This is a genomic window from Paraburkholderia caribensis (assembly GCF_002902945.1).
Lineage (GTDB): Bacteria > Pseudomonadota > Gammaproteobacteria > Burkholderiales > Burkholderiaceae > Paraburkholderia > Paraburkholderia caribensis.
Genome location: NZ_CP026101.1, coordinates 1,648,484 through 1,665,261, shown reverse-complemented (window position 1 = coordinate 1,665,261; position 16,778 = coordinate 1,648,484). Strand labels below are relative to the sequence as shown.

Here is a 16,778-nt window from a genome sequence, read left to right as displayed (position 1 = left end):
TCGCTGATGTGAAGCCTGCGTGACGGTGCGACAGATTCGAGCGCGCCCAGCCATGCTGGACACGTCGCACCGATGGTAGCGAGCGGAGTCTGAAGGGAATATTAAGCACTTGAACCCGGCGCGCGTTTCACGCAGCTTTCATCACATTGCTTGCAGCTTACGGAAGCATCCGCTGCAACACGTTGTCTTTCAGCACGATGCGATGAAACAACGCACCGCCGACATGCAACACGATCAGCGCCAGCAGGACCCATGCGAGCCAGCCATGCACGTCGCCGAGTGCGTGGCCCGTCGGCGAACCGGACGAAGTCAGATCAGGATAGCGAACCATGCCGAACAGCTTCACCGCCCAGCCGCGCGACGACGCGTTGGCCCATCCCGCCAGCGGCACGGCGGCCAGCAGCCCGTATAGCAGCGCATGCGTCGTGGATGAAATCACGCTGAGTGCACGCGACAATTCCGCGGCCTGCGGCATATGGGTCGCGCGCCACGCGATGCGGCACGCCACCGCAGCGACGATCGCCGCGCCCACGCCGAGATGCCACGCGATCAAGCCGTTGGGCAAGGTATCGCGATGCACGTCGGGCATCGTCCAGCCAATCACGAACTGCGCGGCGACGAGCAGCGCGACCAGCCAGTGCAACAGGCGTGCAACGCCGTCATAGGCGGGGCGTTGGGCAAAAGCATTGAGATTCATTGTCGGTCTCTTATGAAGTAGCGCGACGCATGCGTCACGCGGCGATGCTACCGGCGCGAACCTGAAGAAATGCTTAACACCTTCAACCGACGGCAAGCGCACGTATACATGCCGCATCCGCGCTAGACTCGCAGGCAATACGACATGCCCGACACCCGGCCCCGCCGGACAACGACACCATGCGCATTCTTCTCGTGGAAGACGACGACCTGATCGGCAGCGGGCTCGAAGTCGCGCTGCGCAACGCGGCCTTCACCGTCGACTGGGCCCGCGACGGCCAGCATGCGCAGCTCGCGCTCGCGACCACGCCTTATCTGCTCGTGATTCTCGATCTCGGCTTGCCGAAACTTTCCGGCATGGAACTGCTGAAGTCGCTGCGCGCACGCGGCAACCACATCCCCGTGCTCGTGCTCACCGCGAAGGACACCGCCGCCGACAAGGTGCGCGGCCTCGACGCCGGCGCCGACGACTATCTCGGCAAGCCGTTCGATCTCGCGGAGCTCGTCTCGCGCTGCCGCGCGCTGATCCGCCGCTCGCAAGGCCGCGGCAGCGAGGTGATCGCGTGGCGCGACCTGAGCGTCGATCCCGTCGCGCAGACGGTATCGAGAAACGGCGTGCGCGTGCAGCTCACCGCGCGCGAATGGGCCGTGCTGATCCACCTGCTCACCCACTCTGGCGTGCCGCAGCCGCGCGCCCGGATCGAGGAAAGCCTGTATGGCTGGCAGGAGGAAGTCGAAAGCAATGCGATCGAAGTGCACGTGTCGAACCTGCGCAAGAAGCTCGGCGGCGATGTGATCCGCACGGTGCGCGGCTTCGGCTATATCGTGGACAAGACATGACGCGGCTGCGCTCGACATCGATCCGCCGCCGCCTGATGTGGCTGATTCTCGTCAGCGTCGGCGCGGTGTGGACGGTCATGTTCGCCTGGAGCTTCAACAACGCGACGCGCGAAGTCGACGAATGGGACAGGGCGCGCCTGGTCCAGCTCGCGCATCTGCTGGCGCAACTCGACGACCTGAACCTCGCGCGGCTCGCCGTTGCGGGTATCGATGTGCGCAACGAGTACTCGCGCGCGTCGCCCTCTCTCGACGACGACACCGACGCGCGCCCCCGCTATGCGCTTTTCGAGGTGCGGGATGCGGCGGGCCGCGTGATCGTCGCGAGCCCCGGCCTTGCCCCGCTGCATCGCGCCGCCGAGCCCGGGGAAGCCGCGCAAAGCGTGCACGCGATGACCGTCGACGGCCGGCTGTGGCTCGCCTACGCGTTGCAAGACAGCGCAACGGGCCGCACGGTACGGGTGTTCGAACCAGCCAACGTGCGCAGCGACCTGACGTCGGGCGTGGCGAGCCGCATCGCGCGGCCGATGGCGTTTGCGCTGCCCGTGCTCGCGCTGCTCGTCTGGTTCAGCGTGGGCCATAGCTTCAGACCGCTGTCGGCGATCTCGAAGGCCGTGCGCATGCGCGACAGCCGCAATCTCGAGCCGATCTACGTCAATCCGTCGCCCGCCGAAGTCCGGCCGCTCGTCGACGCGATCAACCAGTTACTCGCACGATTACAGCAGTCCATCCTGCGCGAGCGCGCGTTCACGGCCGACGCCGCGCATGAACTGAAGACGCCGCTGGCCGCGATCAAGGTCCAGGCACAGGTGGCGCTCGCCGCGCACGACAGCGCGCAACAACAGCAGGCAATGCGGCGCGTGGTCCAGGGCGTCGACCGCAGCGCGCATCTTGCCGAGCAACTGCTGCTGCTCGCGCGGCTCGACGAGCGCGACACGGTGGTGACGGCGCCCGTCCGTCTGCATGACGTGGCCGGCGAGGCAATCGCGTTCCGCACGCCGCAGGCCGAAGACAAGTCGATGGCCGTGGTGCTGTCGGGCGAGCGCGACGCCGAAGTCCATGCGGACCGCGCGCTGGCCCGCACGCTGATCGACAATCTGCTCGACAACGCCATCAAGTACGGCGAGCCGGGGGGCCGCGTGCACATCACCGTGCTGGCCGACGTGCAGACGGTCTCGCTGACGGTCTCCGACAACGGCCCCGGCGTCTCCGACGAGGAACGCCTGCGTCTCACCGACCGCTTCTTTCGCGGCGCGTCTGCGTCCGCGAGCGGCAACGGCAGCGGGCTCGGCTTGTCGATCGTCGCGCGCATTGCCGCGCATTTCAATGCGCAGATTCATATCGGCTCGGGCATCGGACGGCGCGGGCTGGCCGTGCAGATCGCGTTTCCGCGCGTGCCGGCTTCGCCAGGCTTGCCGGGCGGGCGTGGCGCAACGGGAACGTCCTGACAGCATCCGCGCCCGATGCGCCCGATGCGCCCGATGCGCTCACGTAGCCGGTGCATTTCCAACGCTGGTATCGACGATGACGGCCGTGCACGCGACGAGGCGCGCCTGCGCGTCCCGCTCTGCTCGAACGCCGGTAAGGAAAAGAAAAGAGAGAGGGCGCTACCCGCTCGCCGCGTTGCGGGCGAGATTCACGCGTGCATCAGGGAAAGAGCGGCAACGACATCGGCGTATCGACGCTCGCCGCTTTCACGCGGGCGGGCCGTGCCGCGCGCGGCTTGCGCTGGCGCATCGGCGCGCCGGCGCGGTCGAGGCATCGGCAGACGCGCGCGAGCGCGCTCGACAACGACGCCGGCTGCATCATCAGCGAAGGCAGCGATGCCTCCAGTTCCATCAGCAACATCGGCAAGGTCGGTGCCGGGGAATACAGGGTCTTCCGGGGTCGGTTTGTCATGGACGCCTCTCTGGAACGCTGCGGGCACTGTATCACAGCGCGACGGCAGCCCTCCCCTGACCCGCTGCCCGGCGCGCCGGCGTCCAGAACCGGCGATATCACGTGTCACGCCAGTGCGTCTTCTTCCGTCGCGAGCATCGTGCCGCGGCACGCAGGCGATCCGCACCGGCACACGTACTGGCTGCGGGTTTCCTCGTCGTGCGGATCGTCGACGGCCAGTCCGTACGAGATGAACAGTTCTTCGCCGCGCTGGATATCGACGGCGGCTTCGATGAACACGCGGCCGTCGATCTCGACCGCCTCGCAATTGGCCCGGCACGCGTGGTTCAGCCAGCGCGCGCTGTTACCGCCGACGCTGCCGTCGATCACGCGTCCATCCGACAGACCGAACACGAACGTATGCCCGTAGTCGCCGTTGCGTTCGATGCGTCGCGCGGCACGCCGCCATGACGTCACTTCGCCCTTGTATTCGATGATGCGTTCGCCTGCCGCGAGCATGCAAAGCGCGAACACACCCTTGCCGTGAATCGGCGACCGCCTGACTGATAAACGACGCATGGCCCGCTTTCGAAGAGGATGGATCGCTTCAGTATAGAGCGCGAAAAAAATGCGCTGTTATCGATGTGCGTATGTTCGTCCTCTCACAGGCATCGAAATCGAGACGCAGCGCTCAAGCGCCCATGCGCGAACCGTCAGAAACGCGCTCGCGCCCGCTTCACGACCGCGACGCTCACCGCCACGGCGCCGCGCGCGTTCGCGCTGCGCGGCTCGAAAAGCTGCGCGCCTGAATACGGTTCACGGGCGAGCCGCGCGTACAGGTCCGGGCGCCGCGCTTCGAGCCAGCGGTGCGCGGGACTCGCGCCGATCGACGCGGGATCGAGATCCGCGGCGATCATCTCGTCGCCGGATGCGCGTTGGGCGACGACCCGGCCACAGGGATCGACGATCGCGCCGTCGGCCGCATCGCTGTAGACGACGAACATGCCGTTGTCGAGTGCGCGCGCTGGCAAGGCGCGGCGCATCCATGCGCCCGTCTGCCCGGCTGCGTCCGTCTGCGCATGCGGCGCAACCAGCAGCGCCGCGCCGAGCAGCGCGGCCATGCGCGCGTTCTCCACCAGATAGTTGTCGCCGCCGACCAGCACGGCAAGCCGCCATCCCGCTTGCGCATCGAACACCGTGAAGCAGTCGCCGCGCGCGATGTGCGGCTGACCCTCGCATTGCAGCTTGCGATGCACATGCCGCTTGCCGCCCGGCAGACAGACGACGTAACTGCCATACAGGTCGCCGTTCGCCGCGCGTTCGATCAGTCCGACGCCCGCCGCCACGCCCGTTCGTTCGACGGCATCGGCGACGGCCTGCACGCCCGCGCCATCGACGCTCGCCGCCAGCGCGGCGATCTCCGCGCGACGCATTCTGCGCGCATCCGCCGGCGCGGGCGCTGCCATGCCGCCCGTCAGGCATGCCTCGGGAAACACCGCGAGACCGACTCGTAGGTGCGCCGCCCGCTCGATCCGCGCGACGACTTGCGCAACGTTATGGTCGATCTCGCCGCGCCGCGCGGCGAACGGAATCGACGCGACGCGCAGCGTCGCGGTGGGCAAGGCAGACATGGCGGACCTGGAAAAGATGAACGGGATGCCGTCATTGGACCGCTTGCCATTCAATACGTAAAATGAATAATCCGATCGCTACGATAACTTCAGAGAATGGAAATCCGCCTGCTCCGCGCCTTCCTCACGGTCACGAACCTGCGGCATTTCGGCCGCGCCGCTGAAGCGTTGCATCTGAGCCAGCCCGCACTGAGCAAGCAGATCGTCGCGCTCGAAGCGAGTCTGGGCGGGCGGCTCTTCGAGCGCGGCCGTCACGGCGCGGGGCTGACGGCATTCGGCGAGACGTTCCTGCCCGATGCCGAAGCGCTCGTGCGCGATGCCGACGACGTGCTCGCCCGCGCCCGCGAGGCGAGCAGCGGACAGCGCGGCCACCTGCGCATCGGCCTGTGCCTGTCCACGCTCACGCTCGCGCCGCCGCTGATCGCCGCATACCGCGCGCAGCATCCGCAGATCGGCGTCACGTTGAACGACTTGTCGTCGGCGGAGCAGACGCGGCGCATGTTCGCCGGCAAGCTCGACGTCGGCTTCGTGCGCCTGCCTGCCGCCGCGGGTCTGTCCGCGTTCGCGGTGATCGACGAATCGCTGGCGCTCGCGGTGCCCCGGCACGCGAAGTGGAAACGCCTGCCGGCAAAGCTGGACGAATTCAACGAGTTGGGGTTCATCGCGCTGGCGCGCAGCAAGGGGCCAGGGACGGCGGCCATGATCGACGCGTGGTGCGCCGGGCGCGGCTTCGTGCCGCGCGTCATCCAGCAGGCGGACGATTTCCAGTCGGTGCTCGCCGCCGTCGCCGCGGGTGTCGGCGTCGCCTTCGTGCCGTCGCGCGCGGAACATCTGCTGCGCGACGCCAAGGTGCTGCGCCTGAAGGACGCCTCCGCGCAATGGCGCGTCGGGCTCGCGTGGCAGACGGAACGCGACGATCCCGTCGTGGCGCGCTTCGTCGACTACGTGCGCGCCGCGACGAAGCACGGCGCGGCGGCGCCCGTCACAGCGTGAGGCGCGCTTCCAGCCCGCCGCCTTCGCGGTTGCGCAAGGTGAGCGTCGCGCTCATCGACTGCGCCAGTTGCTTCGCGATGGCGAGCCCGAGTCCCGTGCCGCCCGTCTCGCGGTTGCGCGAGCTTTCGACGCGATAGAACGGCTGGAACACGGCATCGAGCAGTTCTTGCGGAATGCCGGGGCCGCGATCGAGCACGGCGACGGACACTTGCCGTCCGCGCGATGCATCGACGCTCACCTCCACCGTCACCGCTTCGTGTCCCGAGTACTTCAGCGCGTTGTCGATCAGGTTGCCGAGAATGCGGCGCAGCGCTTGCGGGCGGGTCGTCACCGGCTGGCCGATGTGCCCCGTCAGCGAGACGGGATCGCCCGCATCCGTATAGTCGCTGACCATGCTTTCGATCAGCGCATCGGGATCGACGCGACGCGGCGCTTCGTCGGCGCCGTGCAGCGTGCGCGCATAGGCGACGCCTTCGCGCACCAGCACTTCCATTTCCTTCAGATCTTTTTGCAGGCGCGCGCGCTCGGCTTCGTCGTCGAGCAGATCGGCGCGTATCCGCATACGCGTGATGGGCGTTTGCAGATCGTGCGATATCGCTGCGAGGATTTGCAGCCGCTCGCGCATATAAATGCCGATGCGCGCCTGCATCGCGTTGAAGGCTTTCGACGCGCGCGCCACCTCTTCCGGGCCGTCTTCGGGCAGCGCGGCGGGGGCGAGATCGGGGCCGAGCGTGTCGGCGGCGCGCGCGAGACGCTCAAGCGGCCGGGTGGCGAGGCGCACGGCGAGCCATGCGCAGCCCGCGAGCAGCGCCAGTTGCGCGACCAGCACGAGCGGCAGCCACGGCGACAGCGGGATGCCGTGCATCGGATGCATGTCGATGGTGAGCGGCGTGCCGTCGCTCAAGGTCAGATGGACTTCGAGATGCTCTCTCTCGCCGGGGATGGCGTTGGCCGTCACCTTGTAGCGCGAGCCGATGTCCTGGGCAATCGACGCGCCGATTTCCTGCGACAGCTTCGCGTCCGGCGGCATGCCGCTCGAGCCCGGACCGAGCACGAAACGATAGCTGCGCCGCGCCAGCTTCGGCAGCCATTCCGCGCGCTCGGCGGGCGTCAGACGGTCCAGCAGCGCGACGGAACTGGTCACCTCCTGGCCGATGTAGCCCACCATCACATGCATGGTGGCCTCGTTGCGCTCGGTCATCGTCAGCCAGAACGACAGCGTCTGCGCGGCCAGCAGCCCGGCCACGAAAATCAGCGACAGCCGCACGAACAGCGTGCGCGGCGGCCACAGGCCGCGCAGTCGGGGGAGTGCCGCGTTCATCCGCCGTTGTCCTCTGCCGTCACGAGCGACGAGAACACATAACCTTCGTTGCGCAGCGTCTTGATGTAGCGCGGCTCGCGCGCGTCGTCGCCCAGACGCTGGCGCACGCGGCTCACCAGCAGATCGATCGAGCGGTCGAACGGCTCCGTCTGCCGGCCTTGCGTGAGCGTCAGCAACTGGTCGCGCGTCAGCACGCGCTGCGGATGGTCGACGAACACGCGCAGCAGCCGGTATTCGGCGCCGCTCAACGCGACCATCGTGCCGTCGCTGTCGATCAGATTGCGGCCGATCGTATCGAGCCGCCAGTCGCCGAAGCGCAGGAAGTGCGCGGCGTTCGCCGGCTCCTCGCTGCCGCCGGGCGGCATCATGCGGGCGCGCCGCAGGATCGCGCGGATGCGGGCCAGCAGTTCGCGCACCGCGAAAGGTTTCGCCAGATAGTCGTCAGCGCCCATTTCGAGGCCGACCACGCGGTCGGTCTCCTCGCTCAGCGCCGTCAGCATCAGGATCGGGATGGTCTGAAATTCACCCGCGCGCAGTTCGCGGCACAGGTCGAGGCCGCTTTCGCCGGGCAGCATCAGATCGAGCACGATCAGGTCGGGCCGCTCGTCGGCGAGCGCCGCGCGCATTTGCCGGCCACCCGACGCGAGCGTCACGCGCACGCCATTCCTGGTGAGATACGTGCCGACCAGCTCGCGAATGTCGCGGTCGTCATCAACGATCAGAACGTGATCCGTTTTGTCCACACAAGGCTCCTTCGCCTGCCAGAGTTCGCTTATCTTACGCGGCCTTCAGACAGCCTTCAGGCATCTTCCACCACGGACAGGCTCTTGCCGTCCGATACCGACGACTCCAGCGCATACGGATCGACGTCGTCCAGACAGCCGATGTTCACGCGCCACAGGTTCGGGTCCTTGCGTGTCTGATGAAACGGATAGATGCCGCACCGCTTGCAGAAATAGTGCTTCGCGACCTGCGTGTTGAACTGGTACAGCGTCAGGCTGTCCTCGCCGGACTCGATCTTGAGCGCGCTCGCCGCGAAGAACGGCGACATCAGCGCGCCCTTGCGCCGGCACAGGCTGCAGTTGCAGCGGACGGCGGGCGTGACGGGCGTTTCGACGGTGAACTTGACGGCGCCGCAATGGCATGAGCCGTGGTGAGTGTGGGTAGTCATGGCGTGCTCCTCGATGCGATGACGGTTTTATACCCTGGCCCATTCCCGGCTTTGTGTCCCAATGTATCTGGCCGGTGCAGCGATACAAAAAACCTCGAACGACACCGTCACGCAGCCCGTATCGTTCTGCGCGACGCACACGTGCTCCCGCGCCACGACGTGTGGAATTCGTCTGAGGCGAGCGGCGCGCGAAAGATTGCGCGGCCTCGCGCAGCTCGCGTTGGCGATGATGGTTCTTCCTGCCGCTCGGGACGCGGGCGCTGCGCGTGTGCGCAGACGCCGCCTCCCTTCAAGCCGCGGCGCGCGGCGTCATAAGGTCAGATCGAAGGAACGGACGAGCAGACCCGGGAGTTTCATGCCGCCCGTCGCGCGTTCGCCCCATGTCCAGTCGTTCAGGAGCAGTTCCGGCTGTGCACCGATGCGCTCCAGTTCGCTGCCGAGGAGCCGGTACAGGCTGTCGTCGAAGCGCATCGCATCGACAGGTGCGACGATGCGGCCCTGCTCGACCCAGAAGGTCGCGAAGCGCGTCATGCCTGTCATCCGGCAGTTCATCCGGTCGGAGAAGTTCACGTACCAGAGATTGCCGATATAAAGACCCGTGTCGAGCGCGCGAAGCTCATCGGCTTGCGCTAGATCGCCACCTTGCATCGACAGCGCGGACGGTGCTTCACCCGCCGTCGCGCCGTTCGGCACCAGGCCGTATTCGCGGGCCGTGCGGGCGTTAGTCAACTGGGCAACGGCGCGGCCCGCTTCGATGAGCGGCACGCTTTGCCGCTCATAGCCGTCGTCGTTGAAGCGTGGTGTGATGTCGAGAGCGAGGTCTTCCGTCAGCGTGACGCGCGGATCGAGCGCAACCTCGCCGACGTTCAGACGATAGAACTCGTTGCGCGCCGTCGCTTGTGTGCGCGCGGAAAAGGCGCTGAGCGAGGCCGCTTCGACCAGCTCGCGCAACGCAGCAGGTGCGAAGTAGGTGCGGTAGCGGCCCGGCGTCAGCATGCGCGGCGCGCGAGACAACACGGGCAAACGCGCGGCGGCTTCTTCCACCTTGCCGGCGAATACGGCATCGCTCCAGGTGTCGCCGGCATAGTGGCTTCTGATCGCGCGGCCGCTCGCGTCGTACAGCGACCAGCTGATATTGAAGTTCTCGACCTCATACCAGCCACGGCTGCCGAGCGACGAAGCAAAACCACGCGCCATCGTGCCGCCCGCATAGAAGCCGACGAAGTCCAGTCCGAGTGCGCAGCGCGCGACGAGCAGCGGCAACGTATCGGGCGAAGGCAACGTGCCTGCGCGTTGCGTCGTTTCGGACCAGACCGTTGTGTCGAACAGCAGATGCGGATCGTCGGGTGCGTCGCGCAGGCCGTCGCGCAAGGCCGTCAGCGCCTGCGCGATCGTGTCCGTGTCTGCCGCCATGTCGCCGCATAGCGTGAAGGTCGAATAGGCCTGACGTTGTCCATCGATCAGTCGCAGCGTGACGCTGGCTTGCGACACATGGCCCGACTGGCGCACCCTGCCTTCGTTGAAGCGGATGAAGTCGGACTGCTCGGCGGAAAACGACGTCAGCGCGATTTCATTCGCGGTTAGCCGCTGTTCGATCTCGTTGGCGAGCGTCATGAAATACGGGCGAGACACGGATGGAGACACGGATGAACGGTTGTCACGCATCATGCGCCTCCGAATACGTCGACGTTGCTGAACACGCATGCGGGCGACGCATGGCCGACGCGAATGATCTGCATCGGCTCGCCCTTGCCGCACATCGACGTGCCGTACACGCCGCGCGTCGCTTCATTGCCGACGGCCACGAGGCTGCGCCAGAAGCTCGCCGAGATACCGCGGTAGTTCGGTTGACGCACGACCCGCGTGAGCTTGCCGTTCTCGATCAGCTGGCCGTATTCGCAGCCGAACTGAAACTTGTTGCGATGATCGTCGATCGACCATGACGTGTTGGTGCGCATCAGGATGCCGTTTTCGATGTTGCCGATCATGTCTTCCAGCGTGCTGCTTCCCGGTTCGATGTTGAGATTCGCCATGCGGTCGATGGGCGGCCGGTTCCAGCTCGACGCACGCGAATTCGCAACGCCCGCAAGCCGCGCGCGCTGTTGCGACAACGCTCCGCCGAGCGGCCGCATCAGCACGCCGTCGCGGATCAGGTATTCGCGTTTCGCGCGGGTGCCGTCGTCATCGAACGCATAGCTTGCGGCTTCTTCGCGCAGGTCGGGATCGAACGTGACGTTCAGCAGCTCAGAGCCATAGCGATACGAGCCGAAGTGCTCGCGCCTGACGAAGCTCCAGCCCGCGAAGTTGCGCTCGTCGCCGAGAATGCGGTCGAGTTCGAGCGGATGTCCGATCGACTCGTGAATCTGCAACATCATCTGATCGGGCATTAGCAGCAGATCGCGCGGACCAGACGGACAGTTCGGCGCGGCCACCAGTTGCAGTGCCTCGCCCGCGATGCGCGCGCCCCCGCCGTCGAAGCCGAAATGCGCGAGCACGTCCACACCACCTTGCGCGAGCGTGCCGTAGTCGCCGCCGAGCGTGCGCACCTGCGTCACGCCGTTTGCGTGCGCTGTCACGGAAATCTGCGGCAGCATGTAGCGGAAGTGTTGATCGATGCGTATGCCGTCGCTCGTCAAATACGCTTGCTCGCTGTGCGTGATCTGTACGGCGGCAGTGCGCTCGACTATGCGGCCGTCGAGGTTCGCTGCGGCGCATTCGTGCTGCAGACGCTCCAGCCATTCACGCCGGCCCGCCAACGTTTGTGCGATGGCGGGCGATTCGTAGGTGCCGCTTTCGACGGGCCGCGTGATCTGCGTGTGATCGATCAGCGAGACGGACGCGCATGCCCTGGCGCGTTGCGTCGCGATATCGAGCGCGGCTTGCAGGCCGCGCTCCGACAGATCAGCCGTTGCGGCGTAGCCCGCGCCCCTTCCGCACCACGCGACCAGCATCGCACCGCGATCGCTCGCGATACGCAGGGGTTGCGCGACGTCGTTGCGTACGGCGTGATCGTCGGTCCGTTCGTTCACGACGCGCACAGACCAGAAGTCCGCCTCGCTGCGCAACACGCGCGGCAAGCGGTTCAACAAGGATTCCACCATCGGGTTGCCTCACGAATGTCATGCGCCCATGCGAGGATCGACGCACCGCCAGGGCGCATCGGTTCACACGCGAATGTCATATCGTACGCGATGCGCGTCGCGCGAGTGCCCGACGTGCTGCGCCGTGTTGTCTTCATCCTCGTCTGGCATTGTGTCCCGGCGCACACTCATCCCGTTCGATTGTCTGCCACTGCACATTCATGAGCGCCGCCGCATGCAAGCGCAAGCCTGCTGTTCGCGTGCAGCGCGTGCCGTTCACATACATTCTGCTCTCGAGCCCGCGCGCAAAATGATGCATTTATGAACGCGACGAGCGACGCAGGGAACGCGAGATACGCGTGAATGGCCGAGCGGGCGCGATGTTCTTTGACAAACATCAAGGCGCGTCGTCGGCCGGATCAACAGGCGGCGACAACATTCAGGATGCGGCTATCGAGCAGTTCAAGGCGCTGATCGAGCCGTTGCAGGAGAAGCTGTCGGCGGTGCAACAGCAGATGGCCCGCGCGCAGCAGCAGGCGAATACGGATAGCACAAGTGCGGGCGCCGCGATGGTCGCTGCGTTGAGTGCCTAGGCGATGTCGATTTCAGCGGCATCGTCAGCACACAGGCGCGACGCGCTACAGCGCGACATACCGCTCCTGAATGGGCACGTCGGCATAGTCGAAAGTCGGGCGCGCATAGAAAAAGCCCTGCGCGAGCACCTTGGGCCATTGCGCGAGCCAGCGCGCAAGCGCCCTCGTTTCGACGCCCTCCACCACGACCGCGACATTCAGCCTTTCGAGCATCGACAGCACGCCCGATGCGACGGCTGACGCGCGCGGATTGTCCGGCACGCCATCGAGCATTTCGCGTGCGACCTTGACCGTATCGACATCGATCGCGCTCAGAAGCGCGAGCGACGAATAGCCGGTGCCGAAGTCGTCAATGGCGAGACGCATGCCCGCTTCGCGCAACGGCTTCGTCAGAGGCGGCGCAGCCAGCAGGCGAGTCGAGTCTTCCGTCTCGACGAGTTCGAGTTCGAGCAGATCGGGTTCGACGCCATGCAGACGCGCGATCTGCATCACGGTGGCAGGAAAGTGTTCGTCCGCGACGACGCGCGGCGGAACATTGACAGCGATCGGACATACCCGTTGCCCCTGGCGCTGCGCGTGGGCCAGCGCCCGGCATGCGCCGTCGATCACGTGATAGGTCAGTTGCAACGCCACGAGGGGATGATCGAGCGCGACGAGAAACGCATCGGGCAACAGCATGCCGTAGTCCGGATGCATCCAGCGGATCAGCGCCTCGACGCGTGCGAGCTTGCCTGTTTGCACGTCGTAGATGCCCTGGAACGCGAGCCGGAACTCACCGGCGAGAAGGCCCTCGCTCACGCGCTGCTCGAGCTGGTTCATCAGGCGCTGCATGTGCATCGTGTTCTTGTTGCGTGCCGCCGCATGGGCATCATCATCCCCGAGATTGGCAGCGGTAGCGTGGCGAGCATCCATCGTATGGGGAGACCGTATTTATTGATGTGTAGATGGGATTGGCTTTCCCCGATCGATGCACGTTTCATACCATGGCTTCGCCCTTTGCAGACAACCACGCCGGAACCCGCATGGCGCCTCATTCTACGGACGATCGCACGAATTCGCGTTGCGGAAAGGAAGCGTAACAACGTTTCGTGCGCGAAACATCTGTGCCGGGTGTGCCCGGAATACGGCGCGCGGCCGGGCTCGCGCTACAGCGGCTTGCTCGGCGCCGGACCGCGCAGAATGCCGACTGTCAAAAGTGCTTCATGTGCGAATCGCTTTCAGGCGCGACATTACCTCTGACGTAATCGATTCGCTTTGCGACGGCCGATATGCTGATGTCAATCGTCAACGAACGGGAGAGCAGCATGTCAACGTTTGCGGTCGCGCATCTGCATGAAGTGAAGATGGGTGTCGAGATCGTCGAGTACCTGAAGCGCATCGACGCAACGCTTGCGCCCTATTGCGGCCATTTCGTGCTGCATGGCGGCCGTTGCGAACGGCTCGAAGGTGACTGGCGCGGCGATCTGGTTGCCATTGAGTTTCCGAATCGCGACCTCGCGCGCGCATGGTATCGATCGGCTGCCTATCAGGCGATTCTGCCGCTGCGCACGGACAATTCGATTGGCGATGTGATTCTGATCGACGCGGTGCCGGCCTCGCATGTCGCGACGGATGTGTTGTGCGGATGAGCGTATGTGGGCAAGCGCACGTAGGTAAGCGGGGGCGCTTCGCTGTGCGGAAACGCCACCCCTCACCCGGCATGGCGATCAACTGCCGAAGTACACCGAACAATAGCTGACGGGACCGACGCATGTCGACATGCCTGCGTTCGCGCCCGTGACAGGCATCCGCATTCCCGCCGCATGCGTGCCCGCCATGCCGGCGCCTTCGCTTTCCTGCGCAGCCTGCTGGCGAGCGACCTGTTGCTGATAGAGGGGGGCGACATCGGGATACGATGTGTCGGTCACGAACTGCGAGCCGTTTTGCTCGGCCTGGATCAATTCCTGACGGACTTCCGCGCGCGTCTTCTCTTGCGCGAATGCGCTCGATGCGAATGCCGTCGAAGCGAGTGCGGCGATCGAAACAGTCAACAGTGCAAGCTTTTTCATTTCCAGCTCCTTCAGTGTAGGGGTGATGTCGATTCGTCACAGGATGTGTGGCGCTTCACTGTGATGAACAAAGCGATGTCGACATCTATTCCCAACTTTTTTTGCTTTCTCACATCGACCGCTGCAGATAAAAATTCTCGCGTGTGACGGGAATAAACACCGCTCCTCTGTGTTGACGGCCTAAGCGCGTCACCATCAGAAACGAAAGGAGCATTCGTGATGAACTCAAAGTCCCGAGCGTCCACGCTCCGCTGCATGCCATGCCGATTTGCCGCGATTGGCGCAGCGGTATGCGCGCTCGCCGGTACCTTTGCGTATGCAGCCGGCTGGCTCACGCCCTCACGCCTCACGACCTATCGCATCATCGACCAGTTCCAGGCGGACAATGGCCCGCACCCGGGCTTTCGCCGCAATCACGCAAAAGGGCTTTGCGTAGAGGGGTATTTCGACAGCAACGGCAATGCGGCGTCGATATCGCGCGCGCAGGTTTTCGCGCCGGGCCGTACGCCCGTCATCGGCCGCTTTGCGATTCCCGGCGGTAATCCATCAGCGCCCGACGCCAGCGTGCCGGTGCGCAGCTTCGCACTACTCTTCACCCAACGCGATGGCGAGCAGTGGCGCACGGCCATGAATTCGACGCCCGTGTTCGCGGTGCATACGCCCGAACAGTTCTATCAGCAACTCGTCGCCGCACAGCCGGATTCAAAGACGGGCAAACCCGATCCCGCGAAGCTGAAGGCGTTTTATGCGACGCACCCCGAAACGCAGCCGTTTCAGCAATGGGTGAAGACACATCCGGCATCGTCCCGTCTTGGGAATGCCGCGTACTACAGCATCAACGCATTTCGCTTTACCGACACGAGCGGACAGACGCATGCGGTGCGCTGGTCCGTGGAGCCAGAAGCGCCCTATGCGCCTGTCGATGCGCAACAGAAGAGCGATCCCGACTTTCTCTCGCAGCAGTTCAGCGAACAACTGAAGCACGGCAACGTGCGCTGGCATCTGATCGTGACCGTTGCGAACGCTGGCGACCCCACCAGCGACGCGACGCTGCAATGGCCTGCCGGCCGGCAGCGCATCGACGCGGGCACCGTCGTTATCGAACGTAGCGCGCCGCAAGCCGATGGCGTGTGCCGCGATGTCAACTTCGATCCGACCGTCTTGCCGGACGGCATCAAGCCTTCGGACGATCCACTGCTCGCGGCGCGCTCGGCTGCCTATGCCGTGTCGTATCAGCGGCGCACCCGGGAAGAAGCGCTGCATCGCGCACCCGCCACTTCGCAACCCTGAACGGAACGCATCATGACGAACACCTCTCGCCATTTTTCTCCGCTCGCGCGTCTGTTGCACTGGATCATGGCGGTGCTGATTCTCGCGATGCTATTCGTCGGCGTCGCAATGGTCGCGACCGTCTCGCATGCGCATGCGACGCTGATCGCGCTGCATCGGCCGCTTGGCGTTGCGTTGCTCGTGCTCGCCTTGATCCGCGTCGCCGTGCGATTGAAGAACGGCAGCCCCGCACTGCCTGACGATATGCCCGCATTGCAGCGTTTCGCCGCCAGGGCATCGCATCTCGTGCTGTATGGACTATTCATCGCGATGCCGTTGATCGGTTGGGCGATGCTCTCGGCAGGCGGCTATCCCGTCACATTGTTCGGCGCCTGGCATCTGCCCGCGATCGTGCCGCAAAACGTGGATCTGTTCGCGCTGTTGCGCGCGATGCATACGTGGCTCGCATTCGCGCTGTTCGCGACTGTGCTCGCGCATATCGCGGCGGCCCTCTTTCATGGACTCATCCGGCGCGACGGCGTATTCTCCAGCATGGCTCGCGGCGGACGCCAGACCTTCCGTGCGTCGCGCTGACCGCGTTTGCGATACCCTGGGAGGCCTTGCGTGTTCGAACAATGCGAATGGTTCAATGAGCCGTCGACGTGGTCGCTCGAGGGCGATACGCTCAAGGTGACGACCAATCCGAAAACCGACTTCTGGCGCAACACGCACTACGGCTTCACGCGCGATTCCGGTCACTGCTTCGGCATACGCACGCAAGGCGATTTCACCGCGCAGGTGCGTGTGCGTGGACAGTTTCATGCGCTATACGATCAGGCCGGCTTGATGGTGCGCGTCGACGAGTCGACATGGCTGAAGGCGGGTGCCGAATTCACAGATGACGTATTGATGATGAGCAGCGTGTTGACGGTCGGCCAGTCGGACTGGGCCATCGGTGCGCAGGTTGCGGCGCCCGACGGCTTCTGGATGCGTGCAACCGTCGCGCGAAGCGTGTTGCGCGTGCAGTATTCAATCGACGGAACGACGTGGCCTCTGTTGCGGCTTGCGCCTTTTCCTTCGGCAGCGCACTACTTCGTCGGACCGGTGTGCTGCACGCCCGAACGCGGCGGATTGAATGTCGAGTTCTCCCGCTTCATCGTGGGCGAGCCGTTGCAGAAGAACCTGCACGATCTGAGTTGAGCCTCATGTTCGTTTGCGCAGCACGCCTGACGCATGCCGCGGCGTCAGCCTCACGGCGCGC

General features: G+C 65.2%; 19 protein-coding genes. 8 read left to right on the top strand and 11 right to left on the bottom strand.

Annotated elements, in window-relative coordinates:
- Positions 1–157: 157 nt before the first annotated feature.
- Complete coding sequence (locus C2L66_RS07435) at positions 158–697, bottom strand: cytochrome b (RefSeq protein ID WP_054930546.1); 540 nt, start codon at positions 695–697, stop codon at positions 158–160.
- Positions 698–876: 179 nt separating this feature from the next.
- On the opposite strand from C2L66_RS07435, the gene C2L66_RS07430 reads away from it, so the two are divergent.
- Together C2L66_RS07430 and C2L66_RS07425 are read left to right on the top strand one after the other, a co-directional pair.
- Positions 877–1,536, top strand: coding sequence for a response regulator (locus C2L66_RS07430; RefSeq protein ID WP_054930547.1), 660 nt, complete (start codon positions 877–879; stop codon positions 1,534–1,536).
- Positions 1,533–2,981 (top strand): ATP-binding protein, encoded by a 1,449-nt coding sequence (locus C2L66_RS07425; protein WP_060601012.1) that lies wholly within the window; start codon positions 1,533–1,535, stop codon positions 2,979–2,981. Before C2L66_RS07430 ends, C2L66_RS07425 begins: the two co-directional genes overlap by 4 nt.
- 199 nt (positions 2,982–3,180) lie before the next feature.
- Here C2L66_RS07425 and C2L66_RS07420 read toward each other — a convergent pair whose 3' ends face one another.
- The 3 genes from C2L66_RS07420 to C2L66_RS07410 all read right to left on the bottom strand — a co-directional run bounded on the left by C2L66_RS07420 (position 3,181) and on the right by C2L66_RS07410 (position 5,042).
- The gene (locus C2L66_RS07420; protein WP_060601016.1) at positions 3,181–3,432 is read right to left on the bottom strand and encodes a hypothetical protein; all 252 of its coding nucleotides are present in this window, start codon (positions 3,430–3,432) and stop codon (positions 3,181–3,183) included.
- Positions 3,433–3,537: 105 nt separating this feature from the next.
- Positions 3,538–3,990, bottom strand: a complete 453-nt coding sequence (locus C2L66_RS07415; protein WP_054930550.1) for an SET domain-containing protein — start codon at positions 3,988–3,990, stop codon at positions 3,538–3,540.
- A gap of 134 nt (positions 3,991–4,124) precedes the next feature.
- Positions 4,125–5,042, bottom strand: coding sequence for a nitrilase-related carbon-nitrogen hydrolase (locus C2L66_RS07410; protein ID WP_060601019.1), 918 nt, complete (start codon positions 5,040–5,042; stop codon positions 4,125–4,127).
- A 96-nt stretch (positions 5,043–5,138) separates the two neighbouring features.
- Between C2L66_RS07410 and C2L66_RS07405 the strand changes: the two genes are divergently transcribed.
- Positions 5,139–6,035 (top strand): LysR family transcriptional regulator, encoded by an 897-nt coding sequence (locus C2L66_RS07405; protein ID WP_060601022.1) that lies wholly within the window; start codon positions 5,139–5,141, stop codon positions 6,033–6,035.
- Here C2L66_RS07405 and C2L66_RS07400 read toward each other — a convergent pair.
- The 5 genes from C2L66_RS07400 to C2L66_RS07380 all read right to left on the bottom strand — a co-directional run bounded on the left by C2L66_RS07400 (position 6,025) and on the right by C2L66_RS07380 (position 11,628).
- On the bottom strand, positions 6,025–7,356 hold the full coding sequence (locus C2L66_RS07400; RefSeq protein WP_060601025.1) for a sensor histidine kinase: 1,332 nt from the start codon (positions 7,354–7,356) through the stop codon (positions 6,025–6,027). The two genes, C2L66_RS07405 and C2L66_RS07400, sit on opposite strands and share 11 nt — an antisense overlap.
- Positions 7,353–8,099, bottom strand: a complete 747-nt coding sequence (locus tag C2L66_RS07395) for a response regulator (RefSeq protein ID WP_036005530.1) — start codon at positions 8,097–8,099, stop codon at positions 7,353–7,355. The genes C2L66_RS07400 and C2L66_RS07395 overlap by 4 nt, the downstream gene beginning before the upstream one ends.
- A gap of 56 nt (positions 8,100–8,155) precedes the next feature.
- Positions 8,156–8,527 (bottom strand): GFA family protein, encoded by a 372-nt coding sequence (locus C2L66_RS07390; RefSeq protein ID WP_054930554.1) that lies wholly within the window; start codon positions 8,525–8,527, stop codon positions 8,156–8,158.
- 309 nt (positions 8,528–8,836) lie between these two features.
- Entirely contained in the window at positions 8,837–10,195 is a 1,359-nt protein-coding gene (locus C2L66_RS07385; protein ID WP_176056934.1) for a TldD/PmbA family protein, read from the bottom strand.
- Positions 10,192–11,628, bottom strand: a complete 1,437-nt coding sequence (locus C2L66_RS07380) for a TldD/PmbA family protein (RefSeq protein WP_060601029.1) — start codon at positions 11,626–11,628, stop codon at positions 10,192–10,194. Before C2L66_RS07380 ends, C2L66_RS07385 begins: the two co-directional genes overlap by 4 nt.
- A gap of 359 nt (positions 11,629–11,987) precedes the next feature.
- On the opposite strand from C2L66_RS07380, the gene C2L66_RS07375 reads away from it, so the two are divergent.
- Complete coding sequence (locus C2L66_RS07375) at positions 11,988–12,200, top strand: hypothetical protein (protein ID WP_233444935.1); 213 nt, start codon at positions 11,988–11,990, stop codon at positions 12,198–12,200.
- 45 nt (positions 12,201–12,245) lie between these two features.
- Here C2L66_RS07375 and C2L66_RS07370 read toward each other — a convergent pair whose 3' ends face one another.
- Complete coding sequence (locus tag C2L66_RS07370) at positions 12,246–13,112, bottom strand: EAL domain-containing protein (protein WP_060601032.1); 867 nt, start codon at positions 13,110–13,112, stop codon at positions 12,246–12,248.
- Between the two features lie 392 nt (positions 13,113–13,504).
- On the opposite strand from C2L66_RS07370, the gene C2L66_RS07365 reads away from it, so the two are divergent.
- A complete protein-coding gene (locus C2L66_RS07365; protein ID WP_036005809.1) occupies positions 13,505–13,828 on the top strand; it encodes a DUF1330 domain-containing protein in 324 nt (107 codons plus the stop codon).
- A 78-nt stretch (positions 13,829–13,906) separates the two neighbouring features.
- On the opposite strand, the gene C2L66_RS07360 is transcribed toward C2L66_RS07365, so the two are convergent.
- Positions 13,907–14,248, bottom strand: coding sequence for a DUF4148 domain-containing protein (locus tag C2L66_RS07360; protein WP_060601034.1), 342 nt, complete (start codon positions 14,246–14,248; stop codon positions 13,907–13,909).
- 219 nt (positions 14,249–14,467) lie between these two features.
- Between C2L66_RS07360 and C2L66_RS07355 the strand changes: the two genes are divergently transcribed.
- Genes C2L66_RS07355 through C2L66_RS07345 form a run of 3 tightly spaced genes read left to right on the top strand, consistent with a single transcriptional unit; the run spans position 14,468 to position 16,717 of the window.
- Positions 14,468–15,538, top strand: a complete 1,071-nt coding sequence (locus tag C2L66_RS07355; protein WP_060601037.1) for a catalase family peroxidase — start codon at positions 14,468–14,470, stop codon at positions 15,536–15,538.
- A 12-nt stretch (positions 15,539–15,550) separates the two neighbouring features.
- Complete coding sequence (locus C2L66_RS07350; RefSeq protein ID WP_060601040.1) at positions 15,551–16,111, top strand: cytochrome b; 561 nt, start codon at positions 15,551–15,553, stop codon at positions 16,109–16,111.
- Positions 16,112–16,141: 30 nt separating this feature from the next.
- Positions 16,142–16,717, top strand: coding sequence for a DUF1349 domain-containing protein (locus C2L66_RS07345; protein ID WP_060601043.1), 576 nt, complete (start codon positions 16,142–16,144; stop codon positions 16,715–16,717).
- Positions 16,718–16,778: the final 61 nt, after the last annotated feature.